The sequence below is a fragment of the Mycobacterium sp. URHB0044 genome (assembly GCF_000620625.1).
Lineage (GTDB): Bacteria > Actinomycetota > Actinomycetes > Mycobacteriales > Mycobacteriaceae > Mycobacterium.
Window position 1 is genome coordinate 441888 of the sequence record NZ_JIAW01000003.1, and the last position, 14772, is coordinate 456659.

Consider the following 14772-nt stretch of genomic DNA (forward strand, 5'->3'; position numbering starts at 1 on the left):
TCTTGCCCACTGTTGCTGTTAGACGGCCGTCCGCAGCGCGTCGGTCAGCTCGTTCGGTGACACCTGGATGCCGCACTGCGACGACAGTTCGGTGACGGGCTGCTGAATGCCCTTGAGCTCATCGGCGACCTTCGGGTTGTCCGCGAAGTAGGTGCGGTACGACACCTGCGCCTCGGTGGGCGACTGCTTCGCGATGTCCGTCAAGGCCTGGTTGGTCTGCGGATGCGTCTGCAGATACGTGCTCATCGACAGCTGCACCGAGCTCTGGGCGGTCGCGACCCCGCTCGCGCTGCACTGGTCGGGGGCCGCGTTCGCGCTCGGCATCAGAATTGCCGCTGATGCGATGCCTCCAAGCAGGCCGCCTGCGAACATGACATACAGCCCGCGACGGACGGTCGTTTCGGACATCCTCATGTTTGCCTCCTTCGGTCTGCGATGTGTTCATCGCCGCCGAAGGCCTAGCCGAATGACCGCGGACCAAAACACGCCGCCCCACTCGCGGCTCCTCGCCCCGCCTTCGTTCGTGCAGGCCACCCCCGCGAACCGGACAACCGAAAATTCTTGGTTAGCCCGGCTATGTGACGACGCTCAGATCCGCAGTCTTGGCAAAACCAGCGGTTACGATCCGGTGACCATGACGCACAGCGCTGAACCGGACGACGAGGAAACGCATCGGTGGGGCGCGTACGCACCCATCGTGTCGCGTGCGGCGACCCTCGCACCCACGGTGATCTCGGTCGTCGCACTCGGGATTGCGATCTGGGCGCTGACGAGCCCGCGGTCCGACACCCCGCCAGCACCGACTGCGCAGCAGGTCACCGAGGCAAAGGGGCGCGCGTGCGACGCGTATGGCCGGGCCCGCACCGCCGTCGCGCTGCAAACCCGCACCGAGGTCGGTACGGACCCGACCGCGGCCCAAGCGGTCGCGGCCAACGCGCGCTTGGCGATGGCAGTCGGAAGCCAGCACATCATCGACAATCTGAGCCCAGAGGTGCCGTCCGAGTTGGCGGGACTACTGCGTTCGGTCGCGACGGACCTTCAAGACCTCACGATCAACGCCCTGGCCGGGACCACCGACGCCGACACGGGTCAGGTCACGCGCCTGCAAGACCTCGAGGCGACGAGCGCGAAGATCGTCGAACTGTGCAAGTGAGTGCTGTGCAAGTGAGTCGTCGGACCGGTCCGGCCTAGCCCTCTCCGGATCCGTCGCCCGCACCGTCGGTGCCTGCGCCGGTCGAGTCGGTGCCACTCGTCGTCTCGGGCCGGTTGCCGGTGAAGGCGCCGAACCCGTTGCTGATGAAGTCGGTGACCGGCTTGAACGGATTGCTTCCTGCCGCATCAGACGCAGTGGTCGATGGCTTGACGGGGGGAGCGCCGTTGACGCCCGGGATGACGGGCGTTGACTTCTCGTCGTTTACCCGGGAGGTCTTCGATACCGGCGTCTCGGTCTCGTCGGCGGATGTCTCCGGTGCCGCCTCGACGGACCTGGCGCTGGAGGCCGGAGCGGCGAGGGTCACCGGAACCGGGGCCGGGACCGGAAGCCCACCACCGGGCTGGACCACGCCGGGCGGCGGCGGAGTGAGAGGCGCGAACGGGGTGCTGCCAGCGGTCATGTCGGGGGCCATCGCGAACGAGATGAACGACGGACCGGCATTGGTGGTGATGGCCGGCAGGACGTTGAAGTCGAACGTCATCGAGCCGACCTGCGTCGTGGTGTGCAGGCCGCCGATGCGGAAGTCGTTCGGCGGGCCACCCGTGAAGTTGTCCGACGTGACGAAGCCCGTGGTGCCGGTATTGGTGATGACCCCGGGTATGCCTGCTGACCACCGGCCGATGTCGACGGCACTGAAGTTGTCGTTCAGACCATTGGGTATGGGCAGTAGGCCCCCGCCCGGAGCCTGGGTGAAGCCGATGGCCTTGAGGACGTTGAGATTGAAGAAGGCAGGGCCGAGCTGGTTGGACGTTTGGAGGACGCCGGCGTGGGTGCCGATGATCGGATCCCACGAAGCGGCATTGTCGGTGAAGCCCACTGCGCCGGTGCTGCTGGCGAGGCCGACGACCCCGGTAACCCACTGGTCCATTTGGGTGTAGTTGGCCGTGGCCGTGTTGCTACCGGGCGGCGGCTGGCTGGCGCTGAAGGCCCTCAACGAATCCAGGCCGAAGGCCAGCGGACCCAATTGATTTGCTGCCTGCAGGGCACCCGTCGCCCCGGTGGCGAAGTTGCCACCGGCGGCGGCCCCAGCGGCGGCGGACAAGGCGGCCGCGCCGGCAGTGCTGGTCGACGGGTCGGGTGCAACGACCCACGGATAGATCTGACTGAAGCTGAAGACCGGCCGCACCTCGGGAATGGTGACCGGTGCGGGATTAGCGGTGGACAGAGCGTAATGAGTGAGCAGCAACGCTCCAGCACCAACTGCGGCGATCCCAGTGCCACTGAAGCAGCAAACGGTCCTGATCATGATTTTCCCTCTGTGAGCCGGTGTACTGGCGATTTAGTGAAGTATAAAACTAACGCTTCAGTCAACAAGCCATTTCGTGCCAGCTAATAACGGAACCGGTTGTTTTGCATTCGCTGATGGTACTACCCGCTCAGTGATTTGCTAACCCGACACAGAAAAATCTGGGTGGCAGGCACGGAATCCGTTGATGGCCGTGTGCCTGAGTTACCTCGTCGGACGAGGAGGACCAGCTAGGCCGAGGCGGCCGCGTCCTGTTCGCGCTTGATCTCCAACGCGATGTCGATGAGTTGGTCTTCCTGGCCGCCGATCAGTTTGCGTTGCCCTGCGCGGTGCAGCAGCTGGTGTGCGGGCACGCCGTAGCGCTCGGATTGGCGGATGGCGTGCTTGAGGAAGCTGGAGTACACCCCGGAGTAGCCCATGATGAGGGCGTTGCGGTCCAGCAGGCACTCGGCGGGCATGGCGGGGGCGACCACTTCCTCGGCGGCGTCGGCGATGTCGAAGAAGTCGATGCCGGTCTTCACGCCGATCTTGTCGAACACGCCGATGAGCGCCTCGACGGGCGCATTGCCCGCACCCGCGCCGAACCGCCGGCAGGACCCGTCGATCTGCTTGGCGCCCGCGCGGACGGCCTCGATCGAGTTGGCGACGCCGAGGCCGAGGTTCTCGTGGCCGTGGAAGCCCACCTGAGCATCGTCGCCGAGCTCGGCGACCAGCGCGGCCACCCGGTCGGCGACACCCTCGAGCACCAGCGCCCCGGCCGAGTCGACGACGTAGACGCACTGGCAGCCGGCGTCGGCCATGATGCGGGCCTGAGCGGCGAGCTTCTCCGGGCTGATGGTGTGGCTCATCATCAGGAACCCGACCGTTTCCAGGCCGAGTTCGCGGGCCAGCCCGAAGTGCTGGATGGAGGTGTCGGCTTCGGTGCAATGGGTCGCGATGCGGCAGATCGAGCCGCCGTTGTTCTGCGCTTCCTTGATGTCTTCCTTGGTGCCCACACCGGGCAGCATGAGGAAGGCGATCTTGGATTCGGTGGCCGTCTCGGCGGCCAGCTTGATCAACTCCTGCTCGGGAGTCTTGGAGAACCCGTAGTTGAAGCTCGAGCCGCCCAGTCCGTCACCGTGGGTGACCTCGATGACCGGCACGCCTGCGGCGTCCAATGCCGCGACGATCGCACCGACTTCGTCCTTGGTGAACTGGTGGCGCTTGTGGTGCGACCCGTCGCGCAGCGACGTGTCGGTCATCCGGACGTCCCACATCGGGTCGAAGTAGATGTCGTCGGTGCTCATGCCTGCCCTCCAGTGGCCGCGGCGAGGGATTCCTTCGCGATTTCCTCGCCGACCTTCGTCGCCGCGGCGGTCATGATGTCCAGGTTTCCCGCATACGGCGGCAGGTAGTCACCCGCACCCTCCACTTCGACGAACGTGGTGACGAGGTGGTTGCCGCCGTTGTACACCGTCGGTTCGTCGAACTGCGGCTCGTTGAGCAGCCGGTAGCCGGGCACGTAGGTCTGCACCTCGGCGACGACGTCCTTGATCGACTGCGTGATCGCGTCGTGGTCGGCGTCCTCGGGAATGGCGCAGAAGATGGTGTCGCGCATGATCATTGGCGGATCGGCGGGGTTGAGGATGATGATCGCCTTGCCACGCTTGGCGCCGCCGATCACCTCGACCCCGGCGCTGGTGGTCTTGGTGAACTCGTCGATGTTGGCCCGCGTGCCAGGCCCCGCCGATGCGCTGGACACCGACGCCACGATCTCGGCATACGGCACGTCGACGATGCGGGAGACGGCGTAGACCATCGGGATGGTGGCCTGCCCACCGCAGGTGACCATGTTGACGTTCGGTGCGTCGAGGTGCGCGCGCAGGTTGGCAGGCGGGATCACCCCTGGGCCGACGGCCGCAGGCGTCAGGTCGATCGCGCGGATGCCCGCCTCGGCGTAACGCGGCGCGGCGTCGCGGTGCACGTAGGCACTGGTCGCCTCGAACACCAAATCCGGCTTCTCCGACTGCGACAGCAGCCAATCGACGCCCTCGTGACTCGTCTCCAGGCCCAACTTGCGGGCCCGCGCGAGGCCCTCGCTGTCGGGGTCGATGCCGATCATCCAGCGCGGCTCGAGCCACTCCGAGCGCAGGAGCTTGTAGAGCAGATCGGTACTGATGTTGCCGGACCCGACGATCGCGACCGATGCCTTGTGCGGCATGCCTAACTCCTCATTACTCGAAAGACAGTCGGACTGAACCTAGTCCGTCGAAATCTGCTACGAAATCGTCGCCTGGACGTGCATCTATCGCACGCGTGCAGGAGCCCGGCAGCACGATGTCGCCGGCTTTCAGGCGCACGCCGAACTGGTCGACCTTGCGGGCCAGCCATGCCACGGCCGTCACCGGATTGCCGAGCACCGCGTCACTGCGTCCCTCGGCGACCTTCTCACCGTTGCGCGTGAGTACCGCGTCGATGTTGCGGATGTCGATGTCCTTGGGCGACACCCGACCCTTGCCAAGCACCCAGCCCGCCGAGGACGCATTGTCGGCGATCGTGTCGCACAACTTGATCTTCCAGTCGGTGATGCGGGTGTCGATCAGCTCGATCGACGGTGCGAACGCGGCAGTCGCGGCCAGCACGTCGTCCTCGGTGCAACCCTCCCCCGGCAGATCGTCGGCCAGGATGAAACCCACCTCGACCTCGACGCGGGGATAGAGGAAGCGGCCCGCAGCGACCGGGACGTCCTCGAAGACCGCCATCTCGTCGAGCAGATGGCCGTAGTCGGGCTCGTCGACACCCATCATCTTCTGCATGGCCTCCGACGAGAGGCCCACCTTGTGCCCGATGACCCGTGCGCCCTCGGCGACCCGCTGCCGGATGTTGATCAACTGAATCTCGTACGCATCGACGACGTCGATGTCGGGATAGGCGTCGGTCAACGGCTTCATCGGCACCTTGCTGCGCTCGGCATCGGCAAGCTCGGCGGCCAGTTCATCCCGCACTTCTTCGGACAACATCGGTGAAGTCCCCTCGTTTCGTCGACCGGCACAGTTGTGGGTCGGCCGGGCAATTCTATAACGTGTTCTACATGACTGGACAGGAGTACGACGTCGTCGTAGTCGGAAGCGGCGCGGCAGGGTTGGTGGCCGCACTCACCGCCGCCCACCAGGGACTCTCGACATTAGTCGTCGAGAAGGCTCCGCACTACGGCGGTTCCACTGCGCGGTCAGGTGGTGGCGTATGGATCCCGAACAACGAGATCCTCAAGCGCGACGGCGTCACCGACACGGCCGAAGCGGCCCGTACGTACCTGCACACGATCATCGGCGACGTCGTCCCGCCGGAGAAGATCGACACCTACCTGGACCGCGGTCCGGAGATGCTGTCGTTCGTGCTGAAGAACTCACCGCTGAAGATGTGCTGGGTGCCCGGCTACTCCGACTACTACCCGGAGACGCCCGGTGGCCGCCCGGCCGGACGCTCCATCGAGCCGAAGCCGTTCAACGCGCGCAAACTCGGTGCCGACGAAGCCGGGCTGGAGCCTGCGTACGGCAAGGTGCCGCTGAACGTCGTCGTGATGCAGCAGGACTACGTCCGGCTCAACATGCTGAAGCGCCACCCGCGTGGTGTGCTGCGCAGTCTGAAGATCGGCGGCCGCACCATGTGGGCCAAGGCCACCGGAAAGAACCTCGTCGGCATGGGCCGGGCCCTGATTGCGCCGCTGCGCATCGGCCTGCAGAAGGCCGGTGTGCCCGTCGAGCTGAATACGGCGCTGACCGACCTGTACGTCGAGGACGGCGTTGTCCGCGGTATCTACGTGCGCGACACGAGCGCACCGGAATCGGATGAGCCCCGCCTGATTCGGGCTCGCCGCGGCGTGATCCTCGGCAGCGGCGGCTTCGAGCACAACGAGCAGATGCGGGTGAAGTACCAGCGCGCCCCGATCACCACGGAGTGGACCGTTGGCGCGGTGGCGAACACGGGCGACGGCATCCTCGCCGCCGAGAAGCTCGGTGCCGCACTGGAATTCATGGAGGACGCGTGGTGGGGGCCGACGGTGCCGCTCGTCGGCGCACCGTGGTTCGCTTTGTCCGAGCGCAACTCACCCGGGTCGATCATCGTCAACACCAGCGGCAAGCGATTCATGAACGAGTCGATGCCCTACGTCGAGGCGTGCCACCGGATGTACGGCGGCGAATACGGTCAAGGGCCCGGGCCCGGCGAGAACGTGCCCGCGTGGCTGGTGTTCGACCAGCAGTACCGCGACCGCTACATCTTCGCGGGTCTGCAACCCGGACAACGGATTCCGAAGAAGTGGTTGGACTCTGGCGTGGTGATCAAGGCCGACACCCTGGAGGAGCTCGCCGCGAAGACGGGTCTGCCGGTGGAGGACTTCAAGGCCACGGTCGAGCGGTTCAACGGTTTCGCCCGCTCGGGTGTGGACGAAGACTTCAAGCGCGGCGAGAGCGCATACGACCGTTATTACGGTGATCCGACCAACAAGCCGAACCCCAATCTGGGCGAGATCAGCCACGGGCCGTTCTACGCGGCGAAGATGGTGCCCGGCGACCTCGGCACGAAGGGCGGCGTGCGCACCGACGTGTACGGCCGGGCCCTGCGCGACGACGGTTCGATCATCGATGGCCTCTACGCAGCGGGCAATGCCAGCGGACCGGTGATGGGCCACACCTATCCCGGTCCGGGCGGCACCATCGGGCCTGCCATGACATTCGGCTATCTGGCCGCGCTGCACGTGGCAGGGAAGGCGTAGACCGGATGCCGATCAATCTCGCCGAGGCGCTCGGGGCCGAACTCGATCCCATCGAATTCTCCTGGAGCAGTAGCGATGTGCAGCTGTACCAGCTGGGCCTCGGAGCAGGCACCGACCCCATGGACAAGCGCGAGTTGCGCTACCTGGCCGACGACACCCCACAGGTGCTGCCGACATTCGGCAACGTGGCGCAGACCTTCCACATGACCGAGCCGCCGACCGTTCGGTTCCCTGGCATCGACATCGAACTGTCCAAGGTGCTGCACGCCAGCGAGGCCATCACCGTTCCTGGGCCGATCCCACCGTCGGGCACCGGACGGGCGGTGACGCGGTTCACCGAGATCTGGGACAAGGGCAAGGCCGCGGTGATCTGGTCCGAAACCACGGTGACCACGCCGGATGGCACCCCGCTGTGGACGCAGAAACGGTCGATCTTCGCCCGCGGCGAGGGCGGCTTCGGCGGCGACCGCGGACCCTCGACGTCATCGGCACCTCCCGAACGCGCGCCGGACTTCGAGCTCGACGTTCCGGTGTCCCCCCAGCAAGCGCTGCTCTACCGCATGTGCGGGGACCGCAATCCGCTCCATTCGGATCCGGAATTCGCTGCAGCCGCTGGGTTTCCGCGGCCAATCCTGCACGGCCTCTGCACGTACGGCATGACGTGCAAGGCAATGACCGACGCGCTGCTCGACGGCGACAGCTCGCGGGTCGGCAGCTACGGTGCCCGCTTCGCCGGCGTGGTGTTCCCGGGGGAGACGCTGAAGGTGAGCGTCTGGAAGGAAGGCGACGGCTTCCAAGCCGCGGTCACCGTGCCCGGACGTGAAGACGCTGTCGCGCTGGCCGGCGTCGAGTTGATCCCCGTTTAAATCCTCTGGGGCTCAACCGGTCCGGCGCTTCGGACGCACAATCGGCACGTCGTGCAGTGCCGTGTCGGCCCATGACCGGGCGGACGGACACCTCCGCAGGTGCTTGTAGACGAGATCGTGCAACTCAGGTGCCTCCGCGGTCAACGAGACGATCACCAACGGGACGGAAAGGCTTTCCCCGCAGCCACCCGGGCATTCGACGGTGAGGACCTCCGGTGATGCAAAGGAACCTGCGGTCTCCGACTGAGCCAACGGAATCGCTGGCTGACAACCGCCTTTCGTTGCGTGAATGAGCGCGTCAATCTTGGCGGACGACAGCAGCATGTGCGATCTGCCGATCCAGCCGCAGCTGCATTGGGCTCGGCTACTGTGGCGCGGCCGCATCGCGATCACGACGCCCGCGCTATCCCCCCTAGCCACGTGTGCGAATCTCCTTCACCGGCGAGTAGTGATGTCGAGTGACCAAAACCCCCGTAGAGATCATCGACTCCAACGCCGTGTGGCGCAGATCACACCAGGCTATTCTTTGCTAGAAACGCCGTCAAGCGCATGAGTCGCCACCGACGCGAGTTTCGACGCCTGGGTCAACCCCAGGCACATCAGGGGCCTCAGGCGGCGAAGTGCCACGGCCGATTCAACGCGTGGGCGCGGGGCACCAGCCGCAAGTCATCATGAATATGCAGGTAGAAACCATTTGCGTCGACAATTAGTTCCTTAGTCCGATCTTGCCGTTCCTGCCGATCGGAGCATTTGGCTACGCCGACGGGGAAGTAACTCCGGCAACCCAATTGGGCTATATGTCACCAACTGCCACGAGATTGCTGTGATGCGTGCCGAGGAGCCTTCAGACCCTTTAGAACTCGTCGGGCGAGGCCGCGAATTGCGGCCTCGCCCGACGAGTGGTCCTTCGATTTCATTGCCGACAACGCCGGCCGGTTCGTTCCCCCATTCGAGGCTGGCGCTTCAGATCCCTAACCGCGAGTTGAATCCCTCGTGAGTGCGGACAGCGGCCGTACCCACCCCCTACTGGCGATTGCAACATGCAGTCGACACCTGCGGGTGGCGCCCGCGACGTGGGCGTGGACCCACAGCCGTTAGGCGACGACCAGTCCAACTGCAGTTGACTCATGGTCGGCACCCCCTTCCCAACGGCTGGGGCCCACACCGCGGTCTGGATGTGGCATTGCCCTAAACGCTAGGCCTTTGCTAAAACTACTGTCAAGCGTTCATCAATTAACCGATGAGCAAATTTGAATTGATTTCGGCGCCGAATTCGTATGGCTTGGCTGTCCATCCTCGAGCCGTCGTTCAGGATGCACGTCGTGGTTTCGATGCCGCCCGATCCCGTCGGCTCCAGCGTCGCCCGCCCAGAAAGGGCCGAAGCGTATTCACGCAGTTCACGTCATTGCGGCCCGCCGCCGTGTGCTCTCGTGCAAGAATCCGCACCCGAATCCCAGCACGGGCAACGAGACTTCGCCACACGGACCATGCCCTGAGCGGTTGTTCACGGAAATGGACGTTCCTTAGCGCATCTAGCAACGCCAGGCCTGGCGTGGACGACGACCGATGAAATGATTGCTAGAACTGCGCTTGCGCGACGCATCTGGCCGCGCTCCGCGAGATCGATCGCACGGATCGTCCGCCATGGACTTCAAGGCGGCACGAAATTTTTGCCGCCATCGGCTCTCTGCCCGGAAAGCCGCGGTGTGCCGATACGTTGCTGCCTGCGGCGAGATTGCGGACGACAGCCTCCGCCAACTCGCTGCTTTCCGACGCCGCAAAATGGTGAGTCACGAGCTGTGCGCAACCTGATAACTTCGGAATCCGTGACCATTCCCGTCGGGGGGATGCCGCCGGTTGGACGATTTCAGGAGGGCACTTCACGTGAAGATCAGCCATGCATTGGCAGCAGCCGCAGCCGTCGCCACAGCAGGCTCGGTTGGCATCCTCGGCGCGCCGATCGCGTCCGCCGATCCCACCACGACGACCATCGGGTCTCAGGCAAAGCTGGTCGACGGCAACGTGGTCCAGGCCTGGACCATCACCAATCTGAAGCCTAGTTCGGACGCCATCCCCTACCCGGTGGCCGGCACCTTGTGGGAGGCCACCGCCACTGACGAGGCCCTCGAGGGCGGTGCCACCCCCATCGTCTCGAACCTCAACGCGCGGGCCAAGAGTGGCGAGACCTACCGGGTGCTGTTCGGTGTCGCCACACCACAGGGCGTGAACCCGTCGACGCTCGCGCAGGGAGAGAAGACCACCGGCAAGGTGTACTTCGACGTGACCGGGGACAAGCCGGACAGCGTCGTCTACAACGCCGGCGGTCAGGATCTGCTCGTCTGGGTGGAGGCCCCGCCGCCCGCACGTCAAGGCGGAACCCAGTGGACCCCCGCACCGTCCCGTGGTCAGACCTCGCCGGCCCCCGCGGCGACGCCAGCAACGCCCGCTCCCGCGGCCAGCCCGACTGCCACGGGCACCGAGGGCGCGCCGCTTCCCGCCAGCGGAGCACAGCTCCCCACGGGTAGCTCAGGCACCCCGCTTCCCGTGGGAACTCCGGCAACCCCGCTCCCGACCGGCAGCCAGGGCACGCCGCTTCCGGCCGGTAGCCAGGGCACTCCCGCCGTCGCAGGCACCGAGGGAGCTCCCCTGCCCGCCAGCGCGCAGGAGGCGCCGGCACTTGCGCCCGCCCCGGCAGTTGCGCCGGCACCGGCGCCCGCCGTCAGCCAGGGCACCCCGCTTCCCGCGGGCAGCCAGGGCACCCCGGCGACACCCACCACGACGACGATTGCGCCGCCGCCTCCCGGTTCCTGAGTAGTCAGGAGTGGGTTGACCACCACGCGTAAAGCTGGTCGAGGGTCGGCCCCTTGGCGTCGGCACGAACCACGCCGAGCAATCCGATGATGTCGTCGGTCCACGCCAGGGTCGGACGGCCGCCCTGCAGGCCGCACACGAGGGTGCCGCTGACCTGTTGCGGCGTGGCGTTGCGGCGCCACGGTCCCGGCGACTGGATGTTGCCCGGGCAGGTGACCACGGCGGCGCTTCGCATTTCGACGTCGAGAGCGGCACGTAACGCCGCGCCGTCCCTCAGCAACGTGTACGTAGCCGACGGCGGACCACCGGCATCGGCATTCTTCTGGCAATTCACTTGCGCCAGTGAGTCATTCGGCGGGTCGACCTGCTCGCAAGAATTCGACGGGTAACCCGGGGGCAGGAATCGCAGCAGTTTGGCCTGCGCCTCGGCATCCACCGGCCTTTCGGTGGTCGAGGGCGCCGAAGGGGCGCTCGAGGATTCGGCGGCATCGGATGACGGCCAGAACAGCCATGCCGCCAGGCCCACCGCGAGCAGACCCGCCACGCCGGCGACGATTGGCCCAACGCGAATGACGTTGTGCCTCACCGGAACCGTCCGCGGGTCAACCGTCAGCGGTGCGGTGAACCGGCCTGCGAACGTCTCCGGCTCGACGGGTGGCGGACGACGCGTCGACGGCCACTGCCCTGGGTTCGGATCTTCGACGACGTCATCCGCGGCGGGTGGCGCGTAGTAGCCCTGCGGCCAGCCCGCGTCGCTGACGTTCTCGCCGCTGGGACCGACGAGGCGGATCGGTCCGGTGTCCTCATCGGGGTCGCCGTGCACCGCGTCCTGCGACGGCCATTGATCCGGCGGTGGAGGCGACGTCATGCCCGTGCCTCCGTGTCCCTCACTGTCACTACGCAATCCCCGTGCATCGGTAATGAGGGTAATGGGCGACGGCCTTCCGGGCGCCCGCATGTCCGGGTCAACGGAATGGTGGCCGCTTACATCCTGCGCGCAAGATCGTCGTCGCCACGGTGACGCGGCGGCTCTGGCGGCGCGACAGGAGCCGGCCCGGCGTTGTGCGCCCTCTCGCCGGGTCCGGCGGCGTCGGGTGCGGCGGTTTCGGGGGCTGCGGGTTGCACCGGTGGCCGTTCATCGCGTTCGCGACGCTCCTCGTTCCGCTCGGGCTCCTGCTGCGGGCCCGCATCGTCGCGGGGCGCCTGCTGTGGGGCGCCCGTAGCTGCCGGGGGCTGGCCCGCGGGTGGTTGGCCGCCCGCCGCCTGCGCTCCCCCGCTCTGCGAGCCGCCGCTCTGCGAGCCGCCGCCGCTGGAGCCGCCTTGCGAGCCTGCGCTTTGAGCTGCCTGCATGGCCTGCTGCATCATCTGGCCGAACATGCCGGTCTGCCCGCCGAGGGCCTGTGCCGGTTGACCCGCCTGCTGCGCCATCTGACCGACCTGTCCGAGCATGCTGGACAGTTGGCCGACCGACTGCCCACCTTGGTCGTCGGCGGTGTCGTACGCCGCTTGGGCGGACGTGACCTTGCCCGAGAACGTCGTCTCCTTCGCCTGCAGGGCTGCCACATTGGCGGCGAGAGGAGCGGCCAACGTCGGCAGCACGGCGGCGATCGTCATGCTGATCGCGTCGGCCCCTGGTGGGATCGTCGGCATCGGCGGCATGTCCACCGACGCCGGATCCCAGTTGATGTTGCCCGGAGTTTGCAATGGGCCGCCCATCAGCGCGGACCTCCTGTCTCACCAGTCATCGTCGACCTCGTCACCCAAGTCGTATTCGAGCGCGGGTGGCGGCGCCAGCGAGGCGGTGGTGCCTCCGCCGCCCTCACCGCGTTGACCCATCATGCCCATGGGGCCGCCCATGCCTCCGCCCACCGGCGCCACCCCGCCGACGGCCATGCTGCCCGCACCCGCAGGCCGCACCGCGACGTCACTCGTGGTGGCTCCCACCAGATTCGCCATCATCGGAGTCTGCGCCGGGGAACCACCCGATCCCGGGAGGGACGCAGCCTTCACCATGCCGGCACCGCCACTTGCCCCCGAGCCGCCGGCCAACGGGTGGTTGGAGAAGGCGGGGAAGGGACTCGTCCCCATGGCCCCACTCGAGCCTCCCTTGCCCCCGAACATCGACGTGATCTGCTGCAGCGGTTGTGACACCTGCTGCATGAGCTGTTGCGGAGCCTGCGTCACCATTCCGCCGAGCTGCTGCGCCAGCTGCCCGCCCATCTGGCCCATCTGCATCATCATCTGCATCGCCTGCTGTGAACCCTTGTCCGCCGCCTGCGACGCCTGCGCCGTACCGGGAGGGGCGCCGGGGTTGGGAGTGCTCGGTGGCACCCCGAGCCCGTTGGCCAGCTCGGCCGCGTTCGCGTTCACGTAGGCGATGTTCTGCGACAGCCCCATCTTGATGCGGCTCTGGATCAGCTCCTCGGTGTTGCTGACCACCGCCGACGCGGCCTGAAGCGCCATGCATTCCTGCTGCACCTCTTCAGCCGTCGCGTTCACGAGCGCCTTCGTCTTCGCGACGCTGACTTCCATGGCCTGCAGTTTCAGCGCGATCGCCGCCGCGTGGGCGGCGTTTGCCTCGTGGCCGGCGATGATCGTGGTGGCCTCGCCCGCTGCGGCGACGGAACCAACGCCGGTCCATTGCGCCGCGAGCGACTCCAGTTGGCTCTGCTGCAACGGCACGACGGATCCCGTCAGCTTCGTCGCGAAGGCCGTGTATTCCGCCGCCGCCGCGGCGAGCTGCTCTTCCTCGACGTTCGGCCAGGCAGGACCAGTCACCGTCTGCGACCCATACGGGCTCACGTCGGCTTGCAATCCCATGACACGGCTCCCCTTCCGCGCGTTCCGCTGTGAATCGAGATTACCGCCCGCTGGGGAAGCCGTGATGCACCAACGGAACGTCAGCCGCGCCAACGGCGGCACTGTCCGGGATTCGCCAATACAGCAAATACACCGCGAGGACGTTCGCCAGCCACGCGTCGGGGCCGTCCTACCAATATCCTTCCCAGGGGAAGTTTTCTGACACTCCAGGTGGCTGCGTGCTGGCAAGGTCGATGAAGCGCTCACCGGCGTCGGCGAGATGCGCCCTTCGCCGCCTCCCCGGTCGATGCTGCGACCGCTCGAACGATAGCCGGGGTGCCACGAAACTCGCCATCATCCAGGCCAAACACCCTATTGACGTGCTAGTCAATGCCCAGGATCGACCTGGATGCGCCTTCCAGCGTGTTTGCGATCGCCGCCGAACTGCGGCCCGGCATCCGCGGGGAAGGCAAAGTCATCGGAGCGGATACCGTCCGCTTGGGCAACATCATAACGACACGAATTTAGTTTGCTGAAATCGTTGCACAGCGTCGCAACGCGGCTTATGGTGAAGGCCGTCACACTTCCCAACTAGCAAAGGAATGGCAATGTCATTCATCCGCTCAGGTCTTCTTCTTGGATGTGCAGTGATCGGCGCCGGTGCCATCGCCCTCGTCGGCGCAGGTGCGGCAAGCGCCGATAGCGGCATCAACCTCACGCCCGGCAACAACGGTTTGCTCAACGGCGGAACGGGCAACACCGGCATCGCCAACAACCTCCTGGGCCCCGGTACCGGGAACTTCGGCGTGGCCAACGGCCTGCTCGGCGGCTCGTTCAACCAGGGCATCGCCAACCAGGGCAATTTCAACAACGGCCTGCTCAACATCGGCGACATCCAAGGCGGCATCGCCAACATCGGCACCCTGCAGTCGGGCATTGCCAACATCGGTGCCGGCCAGGTCGGGGTCGCCAACGTCGGCTGCGCCAACGTGGGCGCCGTCAACGTCGGTTGCGGAAACCTGGGCGCCGTCAACGTCGGCGACGGCCGCGTGGGCATTCTGCGGCTCTTCAACTAAACCGGCCG

14 protein-coding genes are annotated in these 14772 nt (G+C 66.4%); 5 read left to right on the forward strand and 9 right to left on the reverse strand.

The window, feature by feature from the left end; translation table 11 throughout:
- Positions 1-18: 18 nt before the first annotated feature.
- Positions 19-414 (reverse strand): heme-binding protein, encoded by a 396-nt coding sequence (locus N536_RS0108915; protein ID WP_029113304.1) that lies wholly within the window; start codon positions 412-414, stop codon positions 19-21.
- 220 nt (positions 415-634) lie between these two features.
- Between N536_RS0108915 and N536_RS0108920 the strand changes: the two genes are divergently transcribed.
- Positions 635-1153: a hypothetical protein gene (locus tag N536_RS0108920; RefSeq protein WP_155948495.1), complete on the forward strand. Its 519-nt coding sequence runs from the start codon at positions 635-637 to the stop codon at positions 1151-1153.
- Between the two features lie 34 nt (positions 1154-1187).
- Here N536_RS0108920 and N536_RS0108925 read toward each other — a convergent pair whose 3' ends face one another.
- The 4 genes from N536_RS0108925 to N536_RS0108940 form a co-directional block, all read right to left on the reverse strand.
- Positions 1188-2459, reverse strand: a complete 1272-nt coding sequence (locus N536_RS0108925) for a hypothetical protein (RefSeq protein ID WP_155948497.1) — start codon at positions 2457-2459, stop codon at positions 1188-1190.
- Positions 2460-2689: 230 nt separating this feature from the next.
- Positions 2690-3745: a 4-hydroxy-2-oxovalerate aldolase gene (gene dmpG / locus N536_RS0108930; protein ID WP_029113307.1), complete on the reverse strand. Its 1056-nt coding sequence runs from the start codon at positions 3743-3745 to the stop codon at positions 2690-2692.
- Positions 3742-4659 carry an acetaldehyde dehydrogenase (acetylating) gene (locus N536_RS0108935; protein WP_029113308.1) on the reverse strand — a complete coding sequence of 306 codons (918 nt, stop codon included), beginning with the start codon at positions 4657-4659 and terminating at the stop codon, positions 3742-3744. The genes dmpG and N536_RS0108935 overlap by 4 nt, the downstream gene beginning before the upstream one ends.
- 13 nt (positions 4660-4672) lie before the next feature.
- A complete protein-coding gene (locus N536_RS0108940; protein WP_029113309.1) occupies positions 4673-5458 on the reverse strand; it encodes a 2-keto-4-pentenoate hydratase in 786 nt (261 codons plus the stop codon).
- 71 nt (positions 5459-5529) lie between these two features.
- On the opposite strand from N536_RS0108940, the gene kstD reads away from it, so the two are divergent.
- From kstD to N536_RS0108960, 3 genes are all read left to right on the forward strand, one after another.
- Complete coding sequence (gene kstD / locus N536_RS0108945; RefSeq protein ID WP_036435889.1) at positions 5530-7212, forward strand: 3-oxosteroid 1-dehydrogenase; 1683 nt, start codon at positions 5530-5532, stop codon at positions 7210-7212.
- A gap of 5 nt (positions 7213-7217) precedes the next feature.
- A complete protein-coding gene (locus tag N536_RS0108950; protein ID WP_029113311.1) occupies positions 7218-8078 on the forward strand; it encodes a MaoC family dehydratase in 861 nt (286 codons plus the stop codon).
- Between the two features lie 1884 nt (positions 8079-9962).
- Entirely contained in the window at positions 9963-10889 is a 927-nt protein-coding gene (locus tag N536_RS0108960; RefSeq protein ID WP_029113313.1) for an MPT63 family protein, read from the forward strand.
- Between the two features lie 4 nt (positions 10890-10893).
- Here N536_RS0108960 and N536_RS0108965 read toward each other — a convergent pair whose 3' ends face one another.
- The 4 genes from N536_RS0108965 to N536_RS42100 all read right to left on the reverse strand — a co-directional run bounded on the left by N536_RS0108965 (position 10894) and on the right by N536_RS42100 (position 14270).
- Positions 10894-11757, reverse strand: a complete 864-nt coding sequence (locus N536_RS0108965; protein ID WP_051574333.1) for a hypothetical protein — start codon at positions 11755-11757, stop codon at positions 10894-10896.
- Positions 11758-11873: 116 nt separating this feature from the next.
- Positions 11874-12605 (reverse strand): PE domain-containing protein, encoded by a 732-nt coding sequence (locus tag N536_RS0108970; protein WP_029113315.1) that lies wholly within the window; start codon positions 12603-12605, stop codon positions 11874-11876.
- Positions 12606-12623: 18 nt separating this feature from the next.
- Positions 12624-13709 carry a hypothetical protein gene (locus N536_RS0108975; RefSeq protein ID WP_029113316.1) on the reverse strand — a complete coding sequence of 362 codons (1086 nt, stop codon included), beginning with the start codon at positions 13707-13709 and terminating at the stop codon, positions 12624-12626.
- Between the two features lie 366 nt (positions 13710-14075).
- Positions 14076-14270 carry a hypothetical protein gene (locus N536_RS42100; protein WP_155948499.1) on the reverse strand — a complete coding sequence of 65 codons (195 nt, stop codon included), beginning with the start codon at positions 14268-14270 and terminating at the stop codon, positions 14076-14078.
- A 65-nt stretch (positions 14271-14335) separates the two neighbouring features.
- Here N536_RS42100 and N536_RS0108985 point away from each other — a divergent pair, with 65 nt between their 5' ends.
- On the forward strand, positions 14336-14764 hold the full coding sequence (locus N536_RS0108985) for a hypothetical protein (protein WP_231514455.1): 429 nt from the start codon (positions 14336-14338) through the stop codon (positions 14762-14764).
- The last annotated feature ends 8 nt before the right edge of the window (positions 14765-14772 follow it).

Excerpts from the sequence above, each read along its gene's own strand:
- N536_RS0108970 (WP_029113315.1), bottom strand. The coding sequence starts at position 12,605 with ATGGGCGGCCCATTGCAAACTCCGGGCAACATCAACTGGGATCCGGCG.
- N536_RS0108915 (WP_029113304.1), bottom strand. The coding sequence starts at position 414 with ATGAGGATGTCCGAAACGACCGTCCGTCGCGGGCTGTATGTCATGTTC.
- N536_RS0108965 (WP_051574333.1), bottom strand. The coding sequence starts at position 11,757 with ATGACGTCGCCTCCACCGCCGGATCAATGGCCGTCGCAGGACGCGGTG.
- N536_RS0108975 (WP_029113316.1), bottom strand. The coding sequence starts at position 13,709 with ATGGGATTGCAAGCCGACGTGAGCCCGTATGGGTCGCAGACGGTGACT.
- N536_RS0108935 (WP_029113308.1), bottom strand. The coding sequence starts at position 4,659 with ATGCCGCACAAGGCATCGGTCGCGATCGTCGGGTCCGGCAACATCAGT.
- N536_RS0108940 (WP_029113309.1), bottom strand. The coding sequence starts at position 5,458 with ATGTTGTCCGAAGAAGTGCGGGATGAACTGGCCGCCGAGCTTGCCGAT.
- N536_RS0108950 (WP_029113311.1), top strand. The coding sequence starts at position 7,218 with ATGCCGATCAATCTCGCCGAGGCGCTCGGGGCCGAACTCGATCCCATC.
- N536_RS0108920 (WP_155948495.1), top strand. The coding sequence starts at position 635 with ATGACGCACAGCGCTGAACCGGACGACGAGGAAACGCATCGGTGGGGC.
- dmpG (WP_029113307.1), bottom strand. The coding sequence starts at position 3,745 with ATGAGCACCGACGACATCTACTTCGACCCGATGTGGGACGTCCGGATG.
- N536_RS0108925 (WP_155948497.1), bottom strand. The coding sequence starts at position 2,459 with ATGATCAGGACCGTTTGCTGCTTCAGTGGCACTGGGATCGCCGCAGTT.
- kstD (WP_036435889.1), top strand. The coding sequence starts at position 5,530 with ATGACTGGACAGGAGTACGACGTCGTCGTAGTCGGAAGCGGCGCGGCA.